The organism is Pseudomonas sp. P867, assembly GCF_019891455.1.
GTDB lineage: Bacteria > Pseudomonadota > Gammaproteobacteria > Pseudomonadales > Pseudomonadaceae > Aquipseudomonas > Aquipseudomonas synxantha_A.
Map to the genome: position 1 here is coordinate 1 of NZ_JAFLXB010000015.1, position 13,550 is coordinate 13,550.

At 61.3% G+C, this 13,550-nt stretch carries 9 protein-coding genes; 4 read left to right on the plus strand and 5 right to left on the minus strand.

Annotated elements, in window-relative coordinates; genetic code table 11:
- Nucleotides 1–132: 132 nt before the first annotated feature.
- A complete protein-coding gene (locus tag J1G33_RS23065; protein WP_223018826.1) occupies nucleotides 133–3,207 on the minus strand; it encodes an efflux RND transporter permease subunit in 3,075 nt (1,024 codons plus the stop codon).
- Nucleotides 3,208–3,209: 2 nt separating this feature from the next.
- Nucleotides 3,210–4,313 carry an efflux RND transporter periplasmic adaptor subunit gene (locus J1G33_RS23070; RefSeq protein WP_032880752.1) on the minus strand — a complete coding sequence of 368 codons (1,104 nt, stop codon included), beginning with the start codon at nucleotides 4,311–4,313 and terminating at the stop codon, nucleotides 3,210–3,212.
- A 722-nt stretch (nucleotides 4,314–5,035) separates the two neighbouring features.
- Here J1G33_RS23070 and J1G33_RS23075 point away from each other — a divergent pair.
- The 3 genes from J1G33_RS23075 (at nucleotide 5,036) to J1G33_RS23085 (ending at nucleotide 8,059) form a co-directional block, all read left to right on the plus strand.
- The gene (locus J1G33_RS23075) at nucleotides 5,036–5,902 is read left to right on the plus strand and encodes a pirin family protein (RefSeq protein ID WP_148853888.1); all 867 of its coding nucleotides are present in this window, start codon (nucleotides 5,036–5,038) and stop codon (nucleotides 5,900–5,902) included.
- 180 nt (nucleotides 5,903–6,082) lie between these two features.
- A complete protein-coding gene (locus J1G33_RS23080) occupies nucleotides 6,083–7,528 on the plus strand; it encodes a mechanosensitive ion channel family protein (protein ID WP_032880754.1) in 1,446 nt (481 codons plus the stop codon).
- Nucleotides 7,529–7,621: 93 nt separating this feature from the next.
- Nucleotides 7,622–8,059 carry a carboxymuconolactone decarboxylase family protein gene (locus J1G33_RS23085; protein WP_005788953.1) on the plus strand — a complete coding sequence of 146 codons (438 nt, stop codon included), beginning with the start codon at nucleotides 7,622–7,624 and terminating at the stop codon, nucleotides 8,057–8,059.
- Between the two features lie 4 nt (nucleotides 8,060–8,063).
- Here the strand turns inward: J1G33_RS23085 and J1G33_RS23090 are convergent, their stop codons facing one another.
- Nucleotides 8,064–8,834 (minus strand): helix-turn-helix transcriptional regulator, encoded by a 771-nt coding sequence (locus J1G33_RS23090; protein WP_032880755.1) that lies wholly within the window; start codon nucleotides 8,832–8,834, stop codon nucleotides 8,064–8,066.
- A gap of 98 nt (nucleotides 8,835–8,932) precedes the next feature.
- Between J1G33_RS23090 and J1G33_RS23095 the strand changes: the two genes are divergently transcribed.
- The gene (locus J1G33_RS23095) at nucleotides 8,933–10,063 is read left to right on the plus strand and encodes an MFS transporter (protein ID WP_032881322.1); all 1,131 of its coding nucleotides are present in this window, start codon (nucleotides 8,933–8,935) and stop codon (nucleotides 10,061–10,063) included.
- Here J1G33_RS23095 and J1G33_RS23100 read toward each other — a convergent pair.
- On the minus strand, nucleotides 10,053–12,197 hold the full coding sequence (locus J1G33_RS23100) for a TonB-dependent siderophore receptor (protein WP_223018827.1): 2,145 nt from the start codon (nucleotides 12,195–12,197) through the stop codon (nucleotides 10,053–10,055). The two genes, J1G33_RS23095 and J1G33_RS23100, sit on opposite strands and share 11 nt — an antisense overlap.
- Nucleotides 12,198–12,519: 322 nt before the next feature.
- Nucleotides 12,520–13,416 carry a helix-turn-helix domain-containing protein gene (locus tag J1G33_RS23105; RefSeq protein ID WP_078821166.1) on the minus strand — a complete coding sequence of 299 codons (897 nt, stop codon included), beginning with the start codon at nucleotides 13,414–13,416 and terminating at the stop codon, nucleotides 12,520–12,522.
- Between the last annotated feature and the right edge of the window lie 134 nt (nucleotides 13,417–13,550).

The window sequence follows — 13,550 nt, forward strand, 5'->3', positions numbered from 1 at the left end:
AGCCAGCGATCACCGGAATCAAGAGCCAGCCCTGTCAACCAGGGCTCTAACGAAAACAACCATCTGCAATCCCTCGCACTGTTCAATCAGGCGAGGGACTTTGCAGAGGTTTTCAGGGCAGGGGAGTAGAGCTTATCCGGCGCTTGCGTGGGAAGTTTCAGCAACCTTGTCGCGCAGCACCAGGCTGCACAGCGCAGGCAGGAACAACAGCGTCAACACCGTGCCCACCAGCACGCCGCCAATCAGCACATAGGCCAGCGACGACCAGAACACCGACAGCGTCAGCGGAATAAACGCCAGCGCCGCTGCCAGTGCGGTGAGGATTACCGGGCGCGCACGGCGCACTGTGGCTTCGATGATGGCCTCGCGAATCGCCATGCCGTGATCCTGGTTCTGGCGGATCTGGTCGGTAAAGATCAGTGTGTTGCGCATCAGGATGCCGCCGATGCCGATCAGCCCGAGAATCGCGTTGAAGCCGAATGGCTGGTTGAACAGCAACAAGGTCGGCACTGCACCGATCAGGCCCAGAGGCGCGGTAGCGAACACCATGAACATCACGCCGAACGAGCGCACCTGGAACATGATCACCGTGAGGGTCAGCAGGATCATGATCGGGAACAGCGCCGCCAGGGCCACGTTGGCCTTGGCGCTTTCCTCTACCGGGCCGCCGATGTCGATTTTGTAACCACTGGGCAGCTTGGCGATCAGCGGTTGCAGGTCTTTGTACACGGCCATTTCCACATCGGGCGGTTGCACGCCGTCGATGATGTCGGCGCGCACTTCCACGGTGGTGGCGCGGTCACGGCGCTTGAGGATCGGTTCTTCCATCACCGCCTTGAAATGTCCGACCTGGGCCAGCGGCACCGACGTACCGGCGCTGTTGGTCAGCGTCATGTTATTGAGGTTGGCAAGGTCTTCGCGTTGGCTGCCCTGGGCGCGGGCCACCACTGAGACGGTGCGGTTGCCTTCGCGGACTTCGGTGATCGGGTTGCCGCTGAGCAGGGCGTTCAACTGGGACTTGACCTCGTCGGGGGTAAAACCCAGCAAGCGCAGGCGGTCTTGGTCCAGCACCAGGCGATAAGCGCTGGCACGCTCGCCCCATTCGAGGAAGGTGTCTCTGGTCAGCTTGTTGCCGGCCACGACCTGGCGCACGTCTTCAGACAGCTCGCGCAGCACATTGAGGTCTGGCCCGGAGACGCGAAACACCACCGGGAACGGCACCGGCGGGCCGAAGACGAGCTGTGTGACCCGCACCCGCGCCGATGGAAATTCGCCTGCCGCAATGCGCTCGCGCATACGCAGTTTCAGCGCATCGCGGGCGTGGGAGTCGGGGGTTTGCACGATCAGCTTGGCGAACGCCGGGTCGGGCATTTCAGGGTTCAACGACAGGAAAAACCGCGGTGCACCGCCGCCCACATACGTGTCCACCATGCTGGTCTGCGGCTCTTGCAACAGGGCTTTCTCCACCTGCGCTGCCACCGCTTCGGTGCTTTTAAATGCGCTGCCGGGTGGCATATACACTTCAAGAATCAGCTCCGAGCGGTCGGAGTCGGGGAAGAACTGTTTCTTCACCACCGCCATACCCAGGCCGCACAGCACGAACGCGGCCACCACCAGCCCGGTTACCAGCCAGCGCCCGCGCACGCAGGCCTCCACCAGGCTGCGCAGTTTCTGGTAGTAGCGCCCGGCATAAATCGCATCATGCCCGCCGGGGACTGGCTTGATGTGCGGCAACAACTTCACGCCCAGGTAAGGCGTAAACACCACGGCCACCAGCCAGGACGAAATCAGCGCGAAACCTACGATCCAGAAAATATTCCCGGCGTATTCGCCCGCCCCGGAGCGCGCAAACCCTACCGGGAGAAAACCGATGATGGTGACCAGGGTCCCGGTCAGCATCGGCGCCGCCGTGGAACTCCAGGCGTAGGTGGCCGCGTGGATCCGATCAAAGCCTTCTTCGAGTTTGACCACCATCATCTCGATGGCAATGATCGCGTCGTCCACCAACAAACCCAGGGAAATGATCAGTGCGCCGAGGGTCACACGGTCGAATTCACGGCCGGTGACCAGCATGATCACGAACACGATCGAGAGCGTCAGCGGCACGGCTGCCGCCACTACCAGCCCCACGCGAAAGCCCAGGGCCAGCAGGCTGATCAGCATCACCACGGCCAGGGCAACGAAGAATTTGAGCATGAACTCGTTGACCGCCAGGCTGATGTTTTTCGCCTGGTCGGAGACTTTGGCGAAGTTCACGCCCAAGGGCAGGTCGGCCTGGATCCTGGCTTCCTGGGCCAGCAGGCTCTTGTCCAGTTCCAGGCCGTTCCAGTGTTTTTCCATGATCACACCCAGCATCAGCGCGGGGTCGCCCTGGTGACGGATGCGGTAGCTGGGCGGGTCTTCATATCCGCGGCTCACGGTGGCGACATCAGCGATGCGCAGCACGCGGCCATTGACTTGCAGCGGTACGTTTTCGATCAGCGCGAGGCTGTCGAAGGCGCCGTCGATGCGTATGTAGGTGCGGGCGCCGGCGGTTTCGACGAAGCCTGCGGGCGCCACGGCGTTTTGCGCGGCGAGGGCGGCGAAGATTTGCTCGGGCTTGATGCCCAGAGTTGCCAGGCGCTCATAGGAAAACTCCACAAACACGCGCTGGGCCTGTTCACCAAGGATATTGACCTTCTTTACCCCCGGCAGGTTGAGCAAGCCCTGGCGCAGTTCCTCGGCCATTTGTACTTGCTGGCGGTGGGGCAGGTGTTCTGCCTCCAGGGCATACAAGGCGAAATACACATCGGAATATTCATCGTTGAAAAACGGCCCGATCACGCCCTTGGGCAGTTGCGCGGCTTCGTCGCTGAGCTTTTTGCGTGTCTGGTAGAACAGCGCCTGGATCTCGCTCGGGCGTGTGGATTCGAGGAAGGTCATGCGCATCGACACGAAACCCGGCTGGGCGATGGTCTCGACGCGGTCGTAGTAGTCCAGTTCCTGCAGGCGTTTTTCCAGGCGGTCGGCCACTTGCTCCTGCATCTCCTGGGCGGTGGCGCCGGGCCAGGCGGCGGTGATGGTCATGACCTTGACGGTGAACGAAGGGTCTTCGGCGCGGCCCAGCTTGCCGAACGCGAAGACCCCGGCGACGAGGATCGCAATCAGCAAAAACAGGGTGACAGCGCGGTGTTTGACGGCCAGTTCGGAGAGGTTGATCCCGCGCATACTCATTGATCCTGCTTACGGTTGAGGGCCAGCGCTTGGGAGGGCAGCAAGCGCACCGTATCGCCGCTGTGCAACAGGTGAGCGCCGAGGGCGACGATGGTTTGGCCGGGTGTTACGCCGCTGTCGAGCAAGGCGTCCTCCTGGCCGAGGCTGGCGACCTTCACCGGGGCGAAGCTGAGTTTGAAATCGTCGCCAATCACCCATACGCCCGTGCCTTGCCCTGCATCCTGCAAGGCGCCAATGGGTACGCGGGTTTGCAGGGGCTGGCCGTTGCCTTGCAAGCGCACGGTGATGGTGGAACCGAGGGCGAAACGTTCGACCGCACCCTGCAGCACATAACGTGCGCGGTAGGTGCGGGTCACGGGGTCGGCACTGGCGGACAGTTCGCGCAGGGTGGCGGTCACGGCCTGGTCCGCTGCGCCAAAAGGAAGCGCCAGGGCTTTTTGCGTAGCCAGGTCACGCTGGTTCTCCGGCAGATTGACGATGGCTTCGCGGGCGCCGTCATGGGCCAGGCGCGCCACGATTTGCCCTTCGGCTACCACCTGGCCGCGATCGGCCAGCACGTCGGTGATGATGCCGTCGCCATCGGCCTTGAGTACTGAATAAGTGCGACGGTTTTCGATCTGGCTGGCATCCGATTGCGCCGCGGCCAGTTCGGCCTGGGCGACGCGCAGGTTAGTGGCCGACTGATCGAAGATCTGCCGCGACACCGCGCCGGTACTGGCCAGGCGCTGGTAACGGTTTTCGTCATCGCGGCGCTGGCGCAGTTGGGCCTGGGCGGCGTTGACGCGGTTTTTTGCCGAGCGCAGCGCCAGTTCGAAGTCGCCAATGTCCAGCACCAACAGGGTGTCACCACGGGAGACGTGCTGGCCGGGGTCGACCTTGCGTTCGATCACCTTGCCGCTGACCCGAAAGCCCAGGTCGCTTTCCGTGCGCGCGGCCACTACACCGGTATAGGCGCTTTGCTGGGTGCCGGCTGCTTCGACTTTGGCGGCGAGTACCGGGCGCGGCACTGGCACCTGGGCGGTATCGGCCTTGCTGTTGCAGCCATTGAGGAACATCAACAGGGCCAGGGGCATGAGAAAACGCAGGGGGAGAGGGGGCATGGCGAACTCCGGAAACCATTGTGCAAAAAATTACGGTCGTAATTTTTTGCTTATATTATGGTTGAAATATAAATTAATCCAGCCCCCCGATAATCCCAGTCTGCTATGTGCAGATCTCCTGTGGGCTTGTTCGCGAAAGCGCAGTGCCAGTCACTGATGAGTCAACCGAACCACCACTATCGCAGCATAGGTATCTACACAACTTTGTAGCTGCCGCACGCCCCGTAACCACGATGCGAAGCGAGCCGCTCTTGATCTTGATCTGCTCTTGATCTCAGGCGCCCCGTTAAACCACGCTGGCCGGAATTCGACAGGGATTTGGGGGGTAAACCGGCAGGGATGCCGGTTTAGCCGCCCCGCGCCATGGATGGCGCGTGGCGGCGGCCCCCCAAATCCATGGCGGATTACGGGCACACCGAGCCCAGGAGCCGCCGTAAGGGCGGAACCCTAAGTGGCCGTTACCGCAGGAATGGATATGCACCCGGTATAACTGCGTCGCCTGTCAGGCCGCCTTCGCGAGCAAGTCGAATCGTCGCACCGCCCCTCCCACAGTTGGATCGCGGGGTGTCAGGTAGGTAGGTGTCGGCTGGCAAGCCACCATCGCAGGCAAGCCCGCCTACAGGCTAAAGAATTGTTCTATATGTAGAACGATCAGGGCCAGTTTTGCCCTCTAGTGCTCAGAGGTGAGGCGAATTAAGCTGTACTCACTTTGGAGGTACATCATGAAAAAGCTAATTGGTATCTACACCAGCCCCCGCGCCCACTGGGTCGGCGATGGTTTCCCGGTACGCACGCTGTTTTCCTACGACACCATGGGCAAGCACATCAGCCCATTCCTGTTGCTGGATCACGCAGGCCCGGCTGAATTCACCCCGACTGAACAGCGTCGCGGCGTCGGCCAACACCCGCATCGCGGTTTTGAAACCGTGACCATCGTCTACGACGGCGAAGTCGAGCACCGCGATTCCACCGGTGCCGGCGGCAAAATCGGCCCGGGCGATGTGCAATGGATGACTGCAGCCAAGGGCATTCTCCACGAGGAATTTCACTCCCAAGCTTTCGCTCGTAGCGGCGGGGCGCTGGAAATGGTGCAACTGTGGGTCAACCTGCCGGCCAAGGACAAAATGGCGGATGCCGGTTACCAGACCATCGTGGATGGCGATATCCCGGTGCTGCCATTGGCTAACGACGCGGGGCAATTGCGCCTGATCGCCGGTGAGTTCGCCGGTACTCAGGGCCCGGCCCGCACCTTTACGCCGATTGACGTGTGGGACTTGCGCCTCAACGCCGGTAAGGCGGTCACGCTGGACCTGCACGCCGGGCGCAACACGGCCTTGGTGATCCTCAGCGGCACTGTGCTGGTCAACGGCAAAGAAGTCGCGCGCCAAGGGCAACTGGCGTTGTTCGAGCGTGACGGTGATCAGATCACCCTGGAGTCCAATGACGACGCCAAGGTGCTGCTGCTCAGCGGTGAACCCATCGACGAGCCCATCGTCGGCCACGGTCCGTTCGTGATGAACACCGAGCAGGAGATTCACCAGGCGTTCGCCGACTTCCAGTCGGGCAAGTTCGGGCAGATGCACACCTGACGGTTCACCGCAAAAAACCTGTAGGAGCGAGCTTGCTCGCGAAGAACTTCAACATACTGCGTTCAATCAGACAGAACGCGTTATCGTTGTGGTTTTTCGCGAGCAAGCTCGCTCCTACATTTTGTTCCCAGGGTTCTTATTTCATGCGATCTTCTCGGCATTCGCCCTGGAGTCGCCTGGATGCCCTCATTTATCGCTGATCACCCGATGTTGTGCGCCGTGGCGTTGATCCTTATCGACATTGCCGTGTGGCGCCTTATTTCCCCCAGCCTGGCCAACTGGAAACTGGCGGCGCGGCTGGTGATCTTTGCGGTATTCAGTGCCGTGTTGTTCAACGACGGCATGAACCCCATGCAAGCGGCGCCCTATGCCGACGACACCACCTTGCACCTCGCCGCCACGGCGTTGCAGATCGGCTGGTGGCTGTTCGCGGCGCGCACCCTTACGGTGTTGCTCGGCGCGGTGATGATGCAGCGGGTCGGCCATACCGGGCGTTTATTGCAGGACCTGCTGGGCGCGGTGATTTTCCTGATCGCGATCATCGCCGCCATGGCCTATGTGCTCGACCTGCCGGTCAAAGGCGTACTGGCCACCTCCGGCGCCGTGGCGATCATCGTCGGCCTGGCGCTGCAAAGCACCTTGAGCGATGTGTTTTCCGGGATCGTCCTCAATACCACCAAGCCTTACCAGATCGATGACTGGATCTCAATCGACGGTACTGAAGGCCGCGTCACCGACATCGACTGGCGCGCCACGCGCCTGCAAACGTCCCAGGGCAGCCTGGCGGTGATCCCCAATTCCCTGGCGGCCAAAGCCAAGATCATCAACTTTTCGCGCCCGGCAGACATGTTCGGCCTGGCGGTCAGCCTGCAAGTCAGCCCCCATGCGCGCCCGCAAACCGTGATCGAGGCCCTGGAGCGTGCCATGCAGGGCTGCCGGCCGCTGCTGGCCAAGCCCGCCCCAAGCGTGGCGTTCAAGGCCTCCACCAGCGGCGGCGTGGAATATGAAATCAGTGGGTTTGTGCCGGCCATGGGCCTCAAGCGTGAAACACGCAACCAGCTTTACGACCTGGCCTATCGGCATTTGCAGGCGGCAGGTGTGGGGCTGTTGTCCTCCACCGAAGGCAGCACGCCGCCATCCGTGTCCGGCGCCCGCGCTCTGCTTGAGCGCTCATCGATCTTCTCCACCTTGCGTCAGGAAGAAAAAGACACCTTCAGCCAGAACATGACCCTGCACACCTACCGCGCCGGTGAGATGATCCTGGCGGCGGGAGAGGTCAGCGATCACCTGTTCATCATCGAGTCTGGCGTGGTCTCGGTGCTGTTGATCAAGGACGGGCACAAGTTCGAGGCCGGGCGCATGGGGCCGGGGGAGGTGATCGGTGAGTCCGGCATCCTTTCCGACCAGGCGGCACTGGCGGATTTTTCGGCCAAGACCTACTGCACGCTGTACCGCATCGAAAATGAATACCTCAAGCCGTGCCTGGACGCTCGGCATGATATCGGCGAAGCCATGAAAGCGCTGCTGGATTTCCGTCGCCATGCCGCCCAGGCCCTGACCGAAGACGTACCCGTGGTGCCGGTCAAGAAGGGCTTCATCCAGTGGCTGAGGAAGCGTGGCCTGTAGATTGGTCACCTGTTCTTCGCCCGGATTGGCTATTTCTCCAGAACGCTGCGCTGATTACTCTGCGCACCTGTCCCAACGTTCTGGAGTCTCATCATGCAAACCCGTACCGATTTCTACACCGCTTCCCCAGACGCGATGAAAGCCATGCTCGCCCTGGAAGCGGCGGTAGGCAAACTCTCCATCGAATTGCCACTGCTGGAACTGGTGCGCCTGCGCGTTTCGCAAATCAACGGCTGCGCGTTCTGCCTCGACATGCACACCGCCGATGCGCGCAAAGGCGGCGAGACCGAGCGGCGTCTGTACACCCTGTCGGCCTGGCGCGAAACGCCATTTTTCACCCCGCGTGAACGCGCCGCCCTGGCCTGGGCCGAAAGCCTGACCCTGCTCAGTCACACCCACGCCCCGGATGAAGACTTCAACGCCCTGGCCGCCGAATTCAGCCCACAGGAGCAAGTCGACCTGAGCGTGGCCATCGCCACCATCAACAGCTGGAATCGCCTGGCGGTGGGGTTTCGCAAGATGCCCAAGTAAGGCATCAGTTGGCTTTGAAATAACCACGCGGGGTGCTGCCGGTCATGCCTTTGAAAAAGGCGATCAACGCACTGTCGCTGGCAAAGCCCAGTTCAAAGGCGCAGTAGCCCAGGCTGCGCCCGGTGGCGAGCAGTTCGATCACCCGCATCAGTCGCCACTGTTGGCGCCACTGCTGATACCCCAGGCCGGTCTCCCTGAGAAAAATCCGGCCAATGGTCTTGGTGCTGGCGCCAATGTGCTGCTCCAGTTCCTGCAATGTCGGTGGCAAGCGGTCGAGTTGGGCCAGCAAGGGTGCCAGGCGCTTGTCTTGCGGCAACGGCAGGAGCAGGGGCTGCTCGACCGCGTGGCGGATTTCGTCCAGGCACAGCCCAAGCAAGTGGGCATAGCGGCCGGTGTGCCAATCGGTCTCGAAGGGTGCCATAGCCATCGGTTCCAGTACGGCCCGCAGCAAGGTACTCACTTGGATCACTCGCACCTGCGCGGGTAACTGCCCGGCCAGGGCCGCGCTCACGTACACCGACCGGTAATCGACCGCGTGCTGCATCACCGCGCGATGAGGCAGGCCGCAAGGTATCCAGGCAGCGCGGGTGGGCGGCAGCAGGCACAGTTGAGTGTCCAGCGTGATGCGCGTGCAACCTTGCTGGGTGAACAGCAACTGCCCGCGCTGGTGGCGATGCATGCCGGAGTCGTGATTGCCCAGCACCGCAGCGATGCCGATCACGGGAGCGGCAAACGCGTCGGGATTGAAAGACGCAGTCGCTTCGAGCCAAGCCATGGTTTGTCCGATTTCATGGATAAAATGTCGAAGTCTGGATAATACCCCAGTTGGCGCGCCCTAGAATTCGTCCATTGTTTTTATGGATGGACCTGGTGATGAAGTCTGGAAATTTGCTGATGCTGACGATGGCCTTGCTGATGTTCCCGCAATTGGCCCAGACCCTGTACAGCCCGGCCCTGGGCGATATCGGCCGGGTGTTCGCGGTCGAGCCTGAGCGGGCGGGGCAGACACTGTCGGTGTACTTCCTGGCCTTCGCTTTTGGTGTAGTGGTATGGGGGCGCTTGAGCGATCGTTGGGGGCGGCGGCCCGTGATGCTGATCGGGCTTGGGGTTTATGCAGGCGCCTCGGCGCTGGCCTTGAATGTGACTACCTTCAGCGGTTTGTTGCTGGCCCAGGCGTGTGCTGCTTTCGGTGCGGCGGTGGGGTCGGTGGTCACGCAGACCGTGTTGCGTGACCGGTTCCACGGCGCTGGACTGGCCCAGGTGTTTTCGCTGATGGGCATTGCGCTGGCGGCCAGCCCCGCCATCGGGTTATTCAGCGGTGCGAGCCTGGTGGAGTGCTTCGGCTATCGCGGCGTGCTTGGCACGTTGCTGCTGCTCGCACTGGGGTTGTGGGCCTGGTGCCTGTGGGCCCTGCCGGAAACACGCCCGGCATCGTTGCCCACGGCCGCCCTTGGCCAGACACTCGGATTGATGCTCAAGGATGCCGGAATCTGGCGCTCGGTCGGATTGGTGGCAGCCTTCAATATTGCGCTGTTCAGCTATTACAGCGTGGGGCCGTTTATCTTCGCGCACCTGGGGCGCTCCACTGCCGAGTTCGGCTACAGCGGCGTGCTGCTGGCGTTGGGGTCCGGCCTGGGGGCGTGGCTGAACAAAGCCTTGCTCAAGCGTGGTATGGACAGCGATCAATTGGTGTTTGTCGCTGCTGCAGTGGCGGTGGTGGGGAGCCTGCTGGTACTGGCCCTGCAACACAGCTGGTTATTGGTATGGCCGATGTTGCTGGTGGTGCTGGCATTCGGCATGGCGATACCCAACGTGCTCGGCGGCGCGTTAGTCGACTACCGCGATCGCCTCGGCACTGCCGCCGCCTTGTTTGGCTTGCTGTATTACCTGGTGATTGGTGGCGGGCTGACCCTGGTGGCATGGACCCAGGACCTTGGCTGGAGCCTGTTGGTATGCAGCTTGGCGGCGTTGTGGCTGGCAACGCCGCGGGTATTCAGAAGTTGACCGATGCACTCAAGCGCGCCGTCAGCGGTGCGCCCTGGAACAGGTAGTCATCGCCCATGTATTCGCCTGCGTCGCGCCAGTAGCGCTTGTCGAACAGGTTGTCGACGCTCAGGCGAAACACCGTCTCGTACCCATCGACCTTGGTGGTGTAACGGCTGCCGACATTGACCACCGCGTAATCACCCACCTGTACATTACCGGTGCGATTGGCGTATTTCTTGGCGCTGTATTGCACGCCGCCCAGTACCGCCAGGCCATTGACCCACGGCAAGGCATAGTCGGCGTACAGGCTGGCGCGCAGCTTGGGCACGTTGATCGCCTGGTGGCCTTCATAGTCCGGCGTGCCGCTGCCGCTGACCCGCGCTCGAATCGCTGCCACGCTGGTTGCGATTTGTAGGCGGTCGGTGGCCCAGCCGTTGGCGGACAGTTCCAGGCCGGTGTTCTTCTGCTGGCCCTGTTGTATGTAAGTGAATGTGCTGTCGCCTTCTGGCTTGGCGTATTGGTAGGCCTGACGCGTCTGGAATACAGCGGCGGCGAAGCTGATGCGACGCCAGTCGTATTTCACCCCAGCTTCGATTTGACGGGAGACGGTGGGGGCGAGGGTTTCATTTCGAGGTTCTGCAAACCACGGCGCGGTGCCGCCCAAGGACAGGCCCTTACTGTAGCTGGTATACAGTGAAAGGTTTTCCACCGGCTTGTAGATCAACGAGGCTTGGGGAAGGAACACGTACTGCTGGGTATGCCGTGACTCAGTGCCGTTCTCGTCGAAAGCCTTTTCATCCAGGCGCACTTCTCGCCCGCCCAGAATGGTTTGCCATTGCTCGTTGAATCGAATGCGGTCGGTGACAAACAGGCTGTACTGGCGGCTGTCGAGGTTGCGGTGGCTGTCGTTCAGCGGCTGGCTAGTAGGTTTAAAGGTTGGAGTTGGTTCATAGATATTGCCGCTGCCAATTGGAGCGTTCACAGATTCACGTTTGTTGATCACCCGACGAAACGCGCTGGTACCAAAGGTTAACTCATGGCTTAAGCCTGCGGCGTCGAACAAGCCAGTCATCGCAGCCTGGACTTCATCATCGCGACGAGTGTCGTCAGGGCTGCGGAAGTCGTAGATGTCGTAGTCACCCTCCGGCGTGAAGTAATTTCCTAGGCCGTTGGTATCGCCGCCCCACGCAAACGAGCTGTAATCGTCAATCACCACCTTGCTGCGCGCCGCACTGATATTACCTTTCCACTGGTCGCTGAAACGGTACTCGAACTTGCCGTTGAGGTTCAGCGAATCAATCCCCACCTGCTTGCCGCCAGTCTGATGCCCCAGCAGCTTTTTCGGCGAGGCGTCATGGGGCACTTCCGTACCCCCCAACAGTTGATACCCCGGTACCGAACGTTGTTGCTTGTTCTGGTACTCGGCATCCAGTTGCAGCACGGCGTCGGGGCTGATGTTCCAGTCAAAGGCCAGGGACAGGAAATCGCGCTGGCCATTGGCGTGTTCCACATAGGAATTGAGGTCTTCATGGGCGACGTTGGCACGCAGGCCGAACTGCTGCTCGCTGCCAAACCAGCCGCCGACATCGGTGGCGATATAACCGCTGCCGCGATCATCGGTAGACACCGTCACCGAGCGCACGTCCTCCGGCCGCTTGGTCACGTAGTTGATCACGCCACTGGGCTCGGAAATGCCGCTCTGCAAACCGGCCAGGCCCTTGAGCACTTCCACCTGCTGCTTGTTTTCCAGAGCGACGTTCTGCTCGCCGGTGATGGTGCGCCCGTTGATCTTGTAGCTGCTGGCCGCATTCAGCGAGAAGCCGCGCACCACGAAGTTTTCGTAATAGCCGATGGGCGCGTAACTGTCGCCCACCGAGGCATCGTTGCGCAGCACTTCACTGAGCAAGCGTGCCTGCTGGTCCTTGATCAAGGCTGCGTTGATCACCGTGATCGAGGCCGGAGTGTCGAGCAATGGTGCTTCGTCAAAACCGCCCACCGAAGCGGTTTCATTGCGGTAACCGGACTCATCCAGGCCCTGGACCTTCACCGCCGGCAATTGGATCTCGGCGGCCAGGCTGCTGCCGATGCCGCCACTGAGCAGCAGGCCGAGGGCAAAACGTGAAGTGACGACGGGTCGAAAACGCAGAACCATGGGCAGGGCCTTAAACGCAGGGCGGGGGGGCGCATAAGCTAGGCATAACGGCCAGGTTTTACAAGCGTTCGGTACTCGCGCACACCGAGCCTGGGCGAGGTGCCGAGTGGAGGGGCAAGAACATTTGATTACTTTGCCGCTTTTGCAAGGTGACCCGCCGGTGGGCGGAACCGATAGTGGCCGTTACAGCACAATGGATATGTACTCGGTCTGGTTAAAGGTGGGAGGGGGCTTGCCCCCGATGGCGGTGGGCCAGCCCCAGATGTATTGGCTGACACTCCCTCATCGGGGGCAAGCCCCCTCCCACCTTTTTGAATGCGTTTCAACGTGAGCGCTTGAGGGTTTCGCTGGGCAGTTCCTTGAATAGTGCTCGATAGCTATTGGAAAACCGCCCCAGATGCCAGAACGACCAATTCATCGCCACCTCGGCCACGGTGGTATCCGCGCCACTCAATAGCTCCCGCCGCGCCCCATTCAACCGACGCAACCGCAACCACTGCGCCGGACTCATCCCGGTGTAGGTCTTGAACCCTTGTTGCAATTGGCGCAACGGCACACCCGCAATCTGCGCCAGTTCCAGCAGGTTGGCAGTTTCATCCGGAGCATCCGCCGCCCATTCACCGATACGCGCCATCAACCGGCGTTCTTCATTGCGTTTTTGCAAGGAACTGCCGTCCAGGCACACGCAGGCGTTGTCGAGGATAAACAGGCAATCGTCGAGCAACTGCTGGGTCAGGGCATCACGGCTGATGGGGTCGGTCAGTGCCGACAGGCGCGTAAGGGTACCGCTGAGCCAGCGAGTGAACAGCGCGTTTTGCTGACAGGCCAGTGGCGCCATGAACAACCCTTCCAGTCTGGCCATGTCCAGCCCATGGCGCTGCACGAACTGCGGGCCGAACACCACCGCCACTTCGCGGTAGTTCTGCGGGGTGATCCAGGTATTGCGGCTTTCGCCGTTAAGCAGGTACAGCGCGTTGTCGCTGCCATCGAAGCAGAACGACAGCGAGCCTGGCGGCGCGTTGAAGTGCTGTTCCACGCGGGTGTTCATACATTCTTCGTACACCTGCACGCCTTGCAGGTCGAGGTAGCGCACGCGCCCGGCGAAATGCCCGGGGGACATTTGCTGGTAATGCTGAACCCAACCGGGTGTCGCACTGCATTGGGCGGTCACATCGCCGGTAGCGAAGGCCTGTACGCGCAAAGCGGTTGCCTGTGTCATGGGGGATCCGTGCGCACTCTATTGGTGCGTTGTACTGCGTGCAAAGTGGATAGATGCCGTTTCAAGGCCGGCCCAAGATAGACCTCAATGTGTCGACTGTACAAGCCGGCGCCGCATCCCACCCAAGACGAGGT

What these genes read in the sequence shown, in the direction of transcription:
- J1G33_RS23065 (WP_223018826.1), bottom strand. Translation starts at nt 3,207, where the DNA reads ATGCGCGGGATCAACCTCTCCGAACTGGCCGTCAAACACCGCGCTGTC.
- J1G33_RS23070 (WP_032880752.1), bottom strand. Translation starts at nt 4,313, where the DNA reads ATGCCCCCTCTCCCCCTGCGTTTTCTCATGCCCCTGGCCCTGTTGATG.
- J1G33_RS23075 (WP_148853888.1), top strand. Translation starts at nt 5,036, where the DNA reads ATGAAAAAGCTAATTGGTATCTACACCAGCCCCCGCGCCCACTGGGTC.
- J1G33_RS23080 (WP_032880754.1), top strand. Translation starts at nt 6,083, where the DNA reads ATGCCCTCATTTATCGCTGATCACCCGATGTTGTGCGCCGTGGCGTTG.
- J1G33_RS23085 (WP_005788953.1), top strand. Translation starts at nt 7,622, where the DNA reads ATGCAAACCCGTACCGATTTCTACACCGCTTCCCCAGACGCGATGAAA.
- J1G33_RS23090 (WP_032880755.1), bottom strand. Translation starts at nt 8,834, where the DNA reads ATGGCTTGGCTCGAAGCGACTGCGTCTTTCAATCCCGACGCGTTTGCC.
- J1G33_RS23095 (WP_032881322.1), top strand. Translation starts at nt 8,933, where the DNA reads ATGAAGTCTGGAAATTTGCTGATGCTGACGATGGCCTTGCTGATGTTC.
- J1G33_RS23100 (WP_223018827.1), bottom strand. Translation starts at nt 12,197, where the DNA reads ATGGTTCTGCGTTTTCGACCCGTCGTCACTTCACGTTTTGCCCTCGGC.
- J1G33_RS23105 (WP_078821166.1), bottom strand. Translation starts at nt 13,416, where the DNA reads ATGACACAGGCAACCGCTTTGCGCGTACAGGCCTTCGCTACCGGCGAT.